Origin of the sequence: Nocardiopsis sp. CC223A (assembly GCF_030766825.1) — a bacterium.
GTDB lineage: Bacteria > Actinomycetota > Actinomycetes > Streptosporangiales > Streptosporangiaceae > Nocardiopsis.
This window is the reverse complement of sequence record NZ_JASFDV010000132.1, coordinates 1-11377: the sequence shown is the minus strand read 5'-3', so window position 1 is coordinate 11377 and position 11377 is coordinate 1. Positions and strand designations below refer to the sequence as shown.

13 protein-coding genes and 1 tRNA gene are annotated in these 11377 nt (G+C 63.7%); 6 read left to right on the top strand and 8 right to left on the bottom strand.

What is annotated here, in order from left to right; genetic code table 11:
• From QJS33_RS30155 to QJS33_RS30135, 5 genes are all read right to left on the bottom strand, one after another.
• The coding region (locus tag QJS33_RS30155) for a transposase (protein WP_306371474.1) at positions 1 to 267 on the bottom strand (267 nt) is incomplete at its 3' end.
• 89 nt (positions 268 to 356) lie between these two features.
• Positions 357 to 1397 carry a PQQ-binding-like beta-propeller repeat protein gene (locus tag QJS33_RS30150; protein ID WP_306371473.1) on the bottom strand — a complete coding sequence of 347 codons (1041 nt, stop codon included), beginning with the start codon at positions 1395 to 1397 and terminating at the stop codon, positions 357 to 359.
• Between the two features lie 271 nt (positions 1398 to 1668).
• A complete protein-coding gene (locus tag QJS33_RS30145; protein ID WP_306371472.1) occupies positions 1669 to 3861 on the bottom strand; it encodes a hypothetical protein in 2193 nt (730 codons plus the stop codon).
• A complete protein-coding gene (locus tag QJS33_RS30140) occupies positions 3858 to 4118 on the bottom strand; it encodes a hypothetical protein (RefSeq protein ID WP_306371471.1) in 261 nt (86 codons plus the stop codon). Before QJS33_RS30140 ends, QJS33_RS30145 begins: the two co-directional genes overlap by 4 nt.
• A gap of 49 nt (positions 4119 to 4167) precedes the next feature.
• Positions 4168 to 4566, bottom strand: a complete 399-nt coding sequence (locus QJS33_RS30135; protein ID WP_306371470.1) for a hypothetical protein — start codon at positions 4564 to 4566, stop codon at positions 4168 to 4170.
• A 433-nt stretch (positions 4567 to 4999) separates the two neighbouring features.
• Here QJS33_RS30135 and QJS33_RS30130 point away from each other — a divergent pair.
• A tRNA-Lys gene (locus tag QJS33_RS30130) sits at positions 5000 to 5088 on the top strand.
• 347 nt (positions 5089 to 5435) lie between these two features.
• Here the strand turns inward: QJS33_RS30130 and QJS33_RS30125 are convergent.
• The 3 genes from QJS33_RS30125 to QJS33_RS30115 all read right to left on the bottom strand — a co-directional run bounded on the left by QJS33_RS30125 (position 5436) and on the right by QJS33_RS30115 (position 6865).
• Positions 5436 to 5639 (bottom strand): DUF397 domain-containing protein, encoded by a 204-nt coding sequence (locus QJS33_RS30125; protein ID WP_306371469.1) that lies wholly within the window; start codon positions 5637 to 5639, stop codon positions 5436 to 5438.
• A gap of 234 nt (positions 5640 to 5873) precedes the next feature.
• On the bottom strand, positions 5874 to 6044 hold the full coding sequence (locus QJS33_RS30120) for a DUF397 domain-containing protein (protein WP_073380717.1): 171 nt from the start codon (positions 6042 to 6044) through the stop codon (positions 5874 to 5876).
• Positions 6041 to 6865: a helix-turn-helix transcriptional regulator gene (locus tag QJS33_RS30115; RefSeq protein ID WP_306371468.1), complete on the bottom strand. Its 825-nt coding sequence runs from the start codon at positions 6863 to 6865 to the stop codon at positions 6041 to 6043. The genes QJS33_RS30120 and QJS33_RS30115 overlap by 4 nt, the downstream gene beginning before the upstream one ends.
• A gap of 493 nt (positions 6866 to 7358) precedes the next feature.
• Between QJS33_RS30115 and QJS33_RS30110 the strand changes: the two genes are divergently transcribed.
• The 5 genes from QJS33_RS30110 to QJS33_RS30090 all read left to right on the top strand — a co-directional run bounded on the left by QJS33_RS30110 (position 7359) and on the right by QJS33_RS30090 (position 10972).
• Positions 7359 to 7766, top strand: coding sequence for an ATP-binding protein (locus QJS33_RS30110; RefSeq protein ID WP_306371467.1), 408 nt, complete (start codon positions 7359 to 7361; stop codon positions 7764 to 7766).
• A gap of 126 nt (positions 7767 to 7892) precedes the next feature.
• Positions 7893 to 8051, top strand: a complete 159-nt coding sequence (locus tag QJS33_RS30105; protein WP_178378580.1) for a hypothetical protein — start codon at positions 7893 to 7895, stop codon at positions 8049 to 8051.
• A 20-nt stretch (positions 8052 to 8071) separates the two neighbouring features.
• Positions 8072 to 9256: a cupin domain-containing protein gene (locus QJS33_RS30100; protein WP_306371466.1), complete on the top strand. Its 1185-nt coding sequence runs from the start codon at positions 8072 to 8074 to the stop codon at positions 9254 to 9256.
• Entirely contained in the window at positions 9253 to 10164 is a 912-nt protein-coding gene (locus QJS33_RS30095; RefSeq protein ID WP_306371465.1) for an aldo/keto reductase, read from the top strand. The genes QJS33_RS30100 and QJS33_RS30095 overlap by 4 nt, the downstream gene beginning before the upstream one ends.
• Positions 10139 to 10972, top strand: coding sequence for a phosphotransferase (locus QJS33_RS30090; RefSeq protein WP_306371464.1), 834 nt, complete (start codon positions 10139 to 10141; stop codon positions 10970 to 10972). The genes QJS33_RS30095 and QJS33_RS30090 overlap by 26 nt, the downstream gene beginning before the upstream one ends.
• Positions 10973 to 11377 lie beyond the last annotated feature (405 nt).

Here is an 11377-nt window from a genome sequence, read left to right as displayed (position 1 = left end):
CAGAATCGCGTTCGCCCGGCGCAGTTCCCGCACCTCGCGTTCGAGCTCGGCGATCCTGTGGGCCTGGTCGGTGGTGGTGCCGGGCCGGTGGCCGGCGTCGGCCTCGGCCTGGGTGACCCGGTTGCGCAGCGTTTCGCGGTTGATGCCCAACCGGTCGGCCACGCGGGCGATGGCCCCGTCGCGGGTGGTCGGGTCGCGGCGGGCGTCCACGGCCATCCGGATCGCTCGTTCGCGCAGTTCAGGCGGGTACTTCCTCGGTGCTGGCATGACTCTCATCCTTCCCAGGTTTGAGAGCCTCCATCACACCCGGCACGAAACAAAAACCGACTCCGAAAAACGCAGGACACACCACCGGGTCACTGGAGAGCAACGATGTGCTCGATCGCGTCAACTCCCGCTGATGGGCCGACCGACGGGTACAGGAGCACAGCACCCGGCATCCTGAGCAGACGACCCGGCTCCTCACTGTCCGCGGACTCCACAACCAGACCTGTCTCCACAACAGTGCCGTCCCCGCCCTGCCAAGGCGTGACCTCGGCACCGATCGTGTCTCCGTCCGGGCCGCGCTCCATGCGAACCCTCAGCAGACCCTCGTCCAAGACCGCTACGACATCACCCGGATCGGTGGGGAGCGTATGGAGGACCTGGCCGTCGAATCCTCGGAGCTCGAACACGGGGTTCTCGATCGTCCCCATACGGGCCAGGTAGGCCTCCTCGGTCACGTCGAGAACATGTCCGGAAAGCTCCTCAAGGAGATCACCCGTGGCTGTGTCAAGCAGCAGTTGTTCCGAAACTCCCGGAAGTTTCACTACCAGCGTGTCCCCATACTGGGTCAGTCGGCTCTCTGGAAAGTAACCCTGGGTGTCGTCCACCGAGATCTCATGGCGCCACAATTCCCGTCCGCTGCCGGGGTCCAGGGCTACGAGGACGTGGGTGGCCTGCTGCCCGGCCGAGTACATGGCTTCCTCGGACACATCGTCGGCGCAGTAGGCCAGCAGCACGACCGCATCAGCGTGGTAAGAGCCCCTGACCTGCCGGGAAGGCCCTTCAGAACACGCCACAGGTTCCTCCTGGCGCCACATGGTCCGTCCATCAGCCAGGTCGGCGACCTCCACTGAAAAGCCATCCTCGTCGTAGTGACGATGGATCTGGAGTTCTGCATCGAGCAAGTGAGACTCCCCGTCCCAGTGGGCATCCTCCGACACGATCGAACCGGTCGAGGTGTCGAGTAGGACTGCGACGGGTTCCCCCTCGTCATTGGTGTAGCGGACGGCTGCTCGAGTTCCGTCGGAGGAGACGTCGGTATGAATCTGATCGGTGTCGGGGAGCGTATAGCTCCATAGTTCCTCACCGGTATCGCCCCGAAGGCCGACGAATCCGCTATCGAGTACCACCACGGCCCCGACAGGAGTCGGATGAACGTCATGGGCCCGGGCCCCCTCGGACGGCTCCCACTCCCAGCCGACTCCGGAGACCGAATCGACCGGGCCCGGAGACTGAAAGGCCTCATCGCTGGTTTCGTGCAGCGGCCGCGAGCTCCCCTCGTTAGCTCCGCAGGCCGTGACGAAAAGCGTGAAAACGACCCCCGCCACCCATGCTTCACTTCGCAAAAACATTCGGTAGTACCTGCCATAGTTGGCCGAAAAAGGGAATTTCTGAAGACAAGAATTATCCGATGTTATCCAGTGCCGCGACCGCTTTATTATAATCTGTCTCAAAGGTTCCAACAACTGCCACGGCAGATTCAGCCGGGGTCTCGGAGCCAGGCCATACGGTCTGCCTCATATCCTGTTCCATGTCGTCGATATAAGCCAGAATTTCTTCGGGATCCAGAGGTTCGGTTTCCCTGCCTTCCATTTTGGCCACCCAGTGTTCGGGATTGAGGCTGATATCGCCAGTCCTGGGGTCGCGCATCTGGTCAACGCCTTCGAACCTGGCTGCCCCCTGTTCCTCCAAGGCGGTTGCGGCATGAAGAATTTCCCTGTTTCCCGTGGCCAGGGGACTGTAGTCGCCACTGGCGTCTCGGGAAACATCGATATGTTCCTCGTTCAGGACATATTTGAAGCCGAGCTTCATCATTTCAGTGACACTGGACACACCAGGTACGTCGATCTCATTAAATACCGCTGCGGTGAGGTCAACGCTGCCACTCATCACTGTATTCTGATAGTCGATAGCACCATTGGTTCTGTCCACCGCGGCTTCGTGCTCATTCTTGAGGGCAGTTTCGATCAGGCCGCGAAGGATGCCGGATTCGCGCGCCCGAGAAGGATCCGGTGGATAGCTGCCGAAATACTCTGCCATGCCCTCGTCTGTCCGGAATGATGAGGCGCTGTGAAGCCGAATGGCGGCCTCCTCGCTTCCCATGATGTACTCGGCGAACGCGAGTCTGGTTGCTGGATCCAGCCTTAGTTCACCATGGCGATTATAGCCGTTATCTATACTCTCGATTTCCATTTCCCTGGAGTCCGTAATGTTGAACCCAGCCGGGCTCTCCATAACCTCAATATTAGACAGGAAGAGGTCGGCCAAGGAGTCGGCGATCTCCGGGTTCAACTGTGTGAAGGAAACGTCCCGCCAGGTCACACCGTTATCCTCGTCCTCGACATCGTGTCCTGTGTGGTTGAGGAGTTCCTGCATCTCTTCCGAGGTGATGGTTTCGATCATGGAGAGGAAAGCGTCAGAGCCCATTCGGTTCTGTTCGGGATCTTCGCTTGCCTGATACTCGTCAATCCAGTCGGTCAATCCACGGACAGCAGCTCCGTCGTCTTCCCATTCATGGGAGAAAAGGCTGGCAATGAGTTCTCCAAGCTCTGTTCCCTGTTTCCCGCCCCCGACCGAGAAGTACGTCGGGTGCATATAGCTCTCCCCATCGGGGTACTCCCCGGTGAGGATCGCGTAGTTGGCGTCCTTGTTTTGAGTCGAGATGTCGAGCATCGTCTGCAGGGTCTCGTCGTCGGTGCCTCCGGTCAGCGGATCCTCGACCACACCGGCAATGGTCCCGGTGAGGTTCGCGGACAATTCTGCTCCGCCGATGAGAGGGCCATCCTGACCCTCATTGAACATGCCGTTCGCACCGTCGAACATCTCTGTCAGGATCTCGAAATCCGAGGCCCAACCAGGAGAATAGGCTCCTCCCTGGGACGAATAGGGAATATAGCTGAGCGGGCCTTCGACGACTTCATGGATCGACTGGGGGAGCTGGTCGTATCCACCACCGATGCTCTCATCCGAGAGGGCAAGGACGGATCCGCCCATGGTGGCCAGGATCTGGTCCTTCTGCTCCTGCGTCAGGTGCTCGCTTTCCTTGAACTCGTTCATGTTGGCGAAGAAATAACCATCGTCTGGATAGCCCGGCTCTTCGAGATCCATGGTCTCTACGAGGTCACCGAGGATTTCCAGTTCCCGCTCGGTCAGCGGGTCGCCCTTCCCCTGCCTGCTCGCCACCGAGGAGAGGAAGGCGTTCACGAGAGCCAGATTCTCGTCCAGTTCCCGCAGGGCCTCTTCATCCCCATCAGCGGCGCGGTCGAAGGTCCTGGCCAGGTCATTCCCGTCGATCCCTGGTGGGAAAGAGAAGTAACGGTCATCCCCGGTCACAACCCAACCGAGTCCTCCAGGAATGTCTCCCAGGTGACCGCCTTCGACGAGCTCCCTGATCCCTTCAGGGGTCGGACCTGAGGCCAGACTCTCGGAGGCCTGCCCGGCCGAGGTCTCCAGAGCTGCCCACTTCTCGTCGGCCTTCCCCTTGTAGTACTCGACCCACTCCTGCTTCTCGGCATGGTCGTCCGAGGATGCCACGACCCTTGCCAGATCTTCTTTGAGGGACTCGATCCCTTCCTCGTACGTCTCCACTGCGGTCACATAGAGGGTGATGATGCCCTGGGCGTGTATGGTCGCCAGAATCGCATCTTCCCAGCCCCTTGGTTCTCATCGGCCGCAGCCCTGATGTCATCATCGATGAGCTCGGAGAAGCTCGTTGCCGTCGTATTGGTGATGGCGTTGAAACTCGCCGAACGGCCGGTGATGTTCGAAAACATGTCATCAAAGGCAAAAGCATGGCGCTTGAGGGCGCCAACATTGGCTTCAACCTTTTTATGCGGGAGCTCGTAGCCGGACACCTCAAACCTTTCGGTCAATCAAGATCGAACATGGAAGCCTAAGAGAAAATCAGTAGGCCTCGATATTGAGTGGCCTGGAAAGCACGGTCTCGTCAGTTGCGAACCTGTATCCTTCGGAGGAATCAGTGTCCGTCCTCGACCCCTCGGAAGACGCGGACTGGATGTTCTCGGCAAGCCTCTTGGCGTGTTCCTGGACTTCTTGCATATGTTCTTCCTGGTCAGAGCCGAATTTCGTCCATCCGGTGACGACCGGAGTGGACTTCATGATCTCGGCGACAGCACTGATCGTCTCCGACCAGTCCAGAGGGAGGTCACGGAGACGTGAGGCGGCGATAAGGGAAGCACTGCCTCCTGTATAGCCCTCGGAAGGGTCCATCCCAACGCCACTCGGCATTCCAATTCCTCCTTTTTTGAAAACAAAAACCATGCTGCGGCGAAGGATGATCAAGGGAAGACCTCACCCTCGCCCGTCGCTTCGGTCCTTGCCCATGCAGCCCAACACAGAGAGCGAACACGAAGATAGCCTCCGCCACCACAAACCGTCACCACGGCCCCCCAGCTTTCGTCGGGGTGGCCGGTACCGGCCACCCCGTTGCAGGGATTCACGAGGTTTTCTCAGGTGAAAGGCACCCCTTCCGGGATGGAGGCCGGGCACTACACAAGGCCTGCCGAGGAATGTGACCGATCCCTCGGAATCCGGGGCTGTGCAGCCTCATAGCGATTGAGGTGTCCCGAGGTTTCCGGGCAGGGCTTTCCCGTGGATTCGATCCGTGACTCGGGAGGTGGGGCGGTTGCTCGGTGGTTGCTCCGGTGCTGGGGAGCGGGGTGGTTTTCGGTGGTGCCGGGTGGTCCTGCGTGGTGTTGGCGCTGCGAGGCGATGAGGGAGCTACTGGGACATAGTGGGGCGTATCGGTGGGGTGGGAGCGGACTTTTAATCCGTGGGTTCAGGGTTCGAGCCCCTGGGGGCCTACCCACAAAACCCCAGGTCAGAGCCCCTTTTCAAGGTCTCGGTCCTGGGTTCTTCACGTCTCCGGCGATCGCCGATTGCTCCGAACGTGCTCCGTTGTCTTCGCCGTGTCTCCCACCTCGCCGAGCAACCCGGAGCAACACTCCCGTTCGGCACCTTCCAAACCCGGCTGAACCGGGAGCTTTCGCCCCGCTGCTCCGAAAATCCGTTGGTCGGCGCCGACTTCCAGCGGACGCATAATCCGTTACTCCATCCCCGCAGGTCAGAGGTGCCACTGCGTGAAAAGGGAGCAAGGGCGGAGGAGCCCCGGAAACGGTGGTTCCGGGGCTTGGCGGTGAGTGCGTGGTGGGTCAGGCCAGGCGGCCGGTCTTGATTCCCTGGAGGAATCCGGACCACTCCGGGGAGGCGAAACTCAGGTGACCCAGGAGGGGGTTCTGCGAGTCGCGCACGTCGGCTCCCTGCGAGCCCTCACGCGCTTCGACGCAGTTGGTGCCCCCGTTGCTGTAGCTGCTCTTGTGCCAGTCCGTGCCAGGCGGCACCGGTGACTTGTTCATTGCTCCAACCTCTTCTGCTCATCACGGAGCCGTGTCGACACCTTGCACCGGGGCGGTGAGACGCCGGGATAGCTCCGCGTTCGCGGCCGAGGGCCGACGGGGTGGTCAAAATCCGACCGCGTGCGTGCTGCTTGAAGACCCAGGCTCGCGCTGGACGACCCGAGACGGTTCGGATACGGATTGATCCCGCACCACTGCGTCTGGTGCGGGACCTACACTCGTCAGATCGGAGCCCTACTTGGTGATGGCGTTGATCAACGCCGACCACTCTGCAGCCGAGACGGAGAGGAGTCCTAGGTCCCTGTGCTGGGTGTCTCGGACGCGAGTCTCCGGGCCCTCCGAGACTTCCACGCACTCGCCCGTGTTGCCGCTGTAGCTGGACTTGTGCCAAGGGACGGAGCTCATGCTGCTCCCCTTTCCGCCAGTGACTGGATCATCTGCACGCTTTCGGCCGGTGTCAGTGCAAGCGACCGTAGAGCGCCGAACCTGAGGGTGTTCGCTGCAACTAGATCAGGTTCGGTGTAGAGGGTGCCACGTCCAGCGCCTTCGCTGTACACAAGGTACTCGCTCGGGGCCATGCCGAGCAGGGTGAAGCTCCCCTCCAGCGCGCAGTGCGCTCCGCGTCCATAGGGCAGTACCTGGACCGTGACGAAGGGCTTGCTCGTCACGACATCAACGATCCGCTGGAACTGTTCCCTCATGACGTCAGGGCCACCGATGGTCCGATGCAGCGTCGCTTCATCGATGACGTACTGGACCAGCGGAGGTGTGCTCCGGTCCAGCAGCTTCTGCCGCTGTAGGCGTGATTGCAGCAGGTCGTGGAGTTTCTCTGGCGGGCTTGGAGGATAGGCCGCTTCCAGTGTTGCTCGTGCATAGGGCTCTGATTGCACGAGCGCTGGAACGACCTGAGCTTGGAACTGCTGGATGACCAGGGCTTTCGCCTCAATGTCAACGTACTTCTGAAGCCAACGGGATGGTGCTGCCCGACCTTGTGGCCACAGATTTCGTAGCCGACCGTTGGCGCCGAGTGCCTTGTCGGCGGCGACGGTGAAATCCTTGGAAGGGCGGCGCTGAAGTCGTTCGATGGCCCCGACCTGCTGGCCCGAGGTGTCTGTGAGTCTCCCCAGCTCCCGCTGGGACAAATCGGCCTCTGTTCTCAAACGTATCAATTCGCGGGCAAACTCTTCCTGGGCGACTTCATCAACGATCTTCGGTTTTCCAGTCATGGCACCAAGAAACCACAAACGCAAGCAGCCTGGTAGTGCTTGTGTGATTCGCTCTCCAGAAATGGCACGTCTCTGGACGCTGCGTTGCTGGTCAGCGAGGGTGTGCGTACCGAGTGGCACGAAAGCGCCACGGAATCGCTTCTCGGTGAGGGTGCAATAAGGAACCCGGCAGCTGTGCGATCAGCTCCGGGTACGGCCCTCACCCCTACACCCGAGGTGAGAACATGTCGGATTCTACCGTCCCGGACGCTGTCCCTCCAGGGCTGCGCACGTTGTCCCACATCGTCGGCCTCCACCATTTCGGATGGGTGGTGCGTGTCCTGCTTTGCGCCGTTCATGAAAGGCAGTGGGCCGCCTACGACCGGGCACCACTCACCGCTGAGGAGATCGCCTACGGCTTCCGGACCGCGCTCTTCGCGCCGACCGTGGCCGCTCTCGAACTCTCGTCGGCCTCGCAGTCCGCCTACCGAGAGCGGACAGGGTGGTGACTGCGGTGGCCCCAGTGGGGCAAGCGCTGTACCAGGCGCGGCGCACCTTCCCCGGCGGTGATCTGACCACGGTCGCTGCTGCCCGCCACTGGGTGGAGGACCACCTCCACGAGTGGGGCATCGAGGTCCCCGACATGCTGACGCTGATCGTGTCAGAACTGGTCACGAACGCTCTCACCCACACCCGCAGCGGCCTGCCCGGTGAGAACGTCACCCTCCGCCTCTATGTCCATGAGGACCGCATCAGGGTCGCGGTCAAGGACGCCGGCCCCAAACCCGGACGTGCTCCCAGGCTCCGCCCCCGGAACGCCTCATCGACCCACGGCCGCGGTCTTCTCCTGGTCGAGGCCCTGTGCCTGAAGTGGGGAGTACTGAAGGTCGGTACCGGTGTGTACGCGGAGATCGCACGGTGAGCCGGGCGGAGTCCACGAGACCTCCCGCGATGAGAAAGCCGTCACCCATGGCCATGGCCCGCGCACCCCCTTCCGCCGCTACCGACCCGGCAGAAACAGAACCCTCATCCAAGGAGTGAACCGCTGATGGCAACGGACACCACCCAGGCCCCCGCCCCGCGGACGGCCCCCGACAACGGCCTGCTCATCGCGGTCGAGGACATCGCCGCCTTGCGCTCGCGCGGCGACCAGCCCTCCGACGGCGGCGGCACCGGCCGCTCCGACACCAACGACGGCTTCCACTAGGAACCCCCTGAGGAGCACCCTTGTCCGCTGATCTGATCAGCGGCCGTCTGGGCGGGGACACCTTCCCCGCCCAGGTCCTCGGCCGCCACCACCAGCGCTACCCCGCCCCCGACAACAACCCGGACGTCTTCGCCGACCTGCTCACCTGGCAGGACCTGAACCGGCTCCTGGCCACCCACCGGATCGACACCCCGCGCGTACGGCTCTCAGCCGGGGAGACCATCGACGTCGGCCACTACACCCAGCGGCGCCGGTACCGGCGCATGCCCGACTGGAACGCTCCCGTCCCTCACCTGCTCCACCGCCACCTCCGCGAGGGCGCAACTCTGGTGGTGGACGCTATCGATGAGATGCACTCGCCCATCGGCGACCTGGTCGCGGGTATGGAGGCCTGGCTGGGCACTGGCATCCAGACCAACGCCTACGCCAGCTGGACCCCCAAGGAGGGGTTCGGCGTGCACTGGGACGACCACGACGTCATCGTGCTCCAAGTCTTGGGCCGCAAGCGGTGGCGCATCTACGGCACCACCCGCACCGCACCCCTGCACCACGACGTCGAGTTCGACGAGGACCCGCCCACCGACCCGATCGATGAGTTCGTCATGGAACCCGGCGACATCCTCCACGTCCCCCGAGGCTGCTGGCACGCGGTCGCCGCCTCCGAGGGCGAACCCAGCCTGCACCTGACCTGCGGGCTGAACACCACCACCGGGGCCGACTTCCTGTCCTGGCTCACCTCACGCATGGTCGAACACGAACAGGTCCGTACCGACGTGCCTCGGGACCCGGCTGCGTTCGCGGACTGGTCGTACCGGATGAGCGAACTGCTCACCGCCCGCCTCCAGGACCCGAGCGTGGTGGGCGAGTACTGGCGGACGGATAGCGAGACCGCCACGGCCCGGATGGCGTTCAGCCTTCCCACAGCTGTGACAGGGAACCTCACCGACACCTCTTTGCTGCGGCTGGCCACCTGGCGCGGAACCCTCACCACCGGACGGGGCGAGGCCGTCTACGCCGCGCAGGGTCGCCGTTGGCGCATCGCTCCCGCAGCCGCCTCGGTGCTCTCCTACCTGGCCGATACCGGCACGGCCACGGTCAAGGAACTGGCCCAGCTCGTCCCCGCCGTCCCACGGGACGCCTTGGTCGATCTGCTGTGCAGGCTGCTGGAGGACGGGGCCCTGGTGTGGGAGGGCGAGGCGGGATGACCCTGCTGGGCCTGGGCACCTACCGCAGCCGCGACGTGGTCACCTCGGCGACCATCGCGGCTGCGGCCGGATGCCCCCTCATCGACACCGCCCCCGTCTACGGCGGTGGCACCCACCAAGCCGCCCTGTCCCCGATCCTCAAGGAACACCCCAGGGTGCGGATCGCGACCAAGGTCGGGCACATGACCACCGGCCAGGCCCGCGCCGCCCTGGCCGACGGGGTGCTCACCGAGGATGAGGCCGCTACCCGGCACAGCATCGCCCCGGCCTATGCGCGCTACCAGGTGGGGATGAGCCGGGCCGAACTCCAGCGCCCCATGCTGGACCTGGTGTACCTGCATAACCCCGACCACCACCACAACGGAGACCGACAGGGGTTACACGTCCGGATTCGGGAGGCGTTCACCGCTCTGGAGGAAGCCCGTGCTGAAGGCCTGCTTCTCGGGTACGGGGTCGCCACCTGGTCCGGGTTCCGGGATGGCGCGTTCACCGTCCCCGACCTCGCCCGCCTTGCCGAGGAAGCGGCAGGCGGCCCGAACACCGGGCTGGCCGCGGTGCAGTTGCCGGTATCCATGGTGGAAATCGATCCGATCCGCCAGGCCCTCACCGCAAACGGCCCCATCATCGCCGCATGCGATGCAGGATGGGAAGTGTGGGGATCGGCGCCGCTGCACGGCGGAGACCTGCCCGCCCGCATCAACGACCACCTGGCCGACTACATCGCATTCGGGGCCGTTCCGGTGCAGGCGGCGTTGATGGTCGCGGCCTCCACCCCCGGGCTGACCGGGGTGCTGCTCGGTACTACCAGCACAGGCCACTGGCGGCAGGCCACCGAGACGGTCACCGGCCAACGCCTGCCGCCGCTTCGACTCAAGGACATCTGTGACCTCCTCCAACCCGTCACCTGACCTGACCGGGCCCTGGCACTGGGCCGCCCGCGAACTCACCGCCACCCTCGAGCCCGCAGGGCTGTTGCGGGCGGGGATGGTCGGTAGAACCCTCGGCGGCCCGGTCACCGCCAAGGGTGTCCGGGGGTGGTTGCGGGTCATGGCCGCACCCAAGGCGGACGGGAAGATCTGGGAGGGCGCGAACCTGGCCGACGTCCTCTTGCCGGAGGAGGTCCCCAGGCCCGCCCTACTCGGCCACCTCACCTGGAACGACGAGAACGGTCTCGTGTTCCAGGCCCACCTTTGGGAACGCCTCCAAGGAGAAACCCCCTCCCAGACCCCGAACCTGAACACCCCAGCCCCAATTCCGGAAGGGTGGTGGAACGACCTGCGCACCGCTCTGGACCACCTGCACCGGGCACCGGCCTCATCGGGACGCAGGGTGGTGACGCAGGACTACATCGACCGCATCCCCCGCTTCATCCCCGCCCTCCACGGCCGGGACCTGACCGTGGAGCGGTGGGAGACCTCCCACGGAGACCTGCACTGGGCCAACCTCACCACCGACCCGCTCCAGATCATCGACTGGGAAGGCTGGGGCAGCGCCCCGGCCGGGTACGACATCGCGGTCCTGCACGCCTACTCCCTCCTCGCACCCGCGACTGCGGCGCGGGTGCGAGAGGTGTTCGCCGACGTGCTCGACACCCCGTCTGGTCGGCTTGCGCAGTGGGTGATCTGTGCCGAGATCATCCAAGCTGCCGACCGGGATCCTCTTCATGTTCGCCTGAAGCCTCACGCCGAGCACTTGGCCGCACGCCTTATCGCTTAGTAGCTGCGTACCTGACTTGGAGTTTCGGACGCGCCCTATCAAAAGTTGAGGGTGTCTCATCTGGGTGCCTGGCGGAAGCATTGTTCGAGGTCGCTGCACCAGACGGCTGCTTGGTGCTCGAGGCGTTCGTGAATCGCCGGTGGGGGCTTGTGCGAACCGAGTGGAACTCAGTACGCTCCTGTCCGATTTGAGGTGTCTGCCACTCTTCGGTGTGCAGGGCGTCTCGTGGCACAAACGAAGACAGGCATCCCCCATGCGTCGTTCCCTGGCCCGCGCGACAGCCGTCACTACTGCCGCGACCCTGGCGTTGTCCCTACTCACGGCTACATCATCAGTGGCAGAGGAGGACGATGCGCCGCTCACCTCCGAAGCCCGTGCCGAGCAGGAGGCCTCAGTGACTGTTGT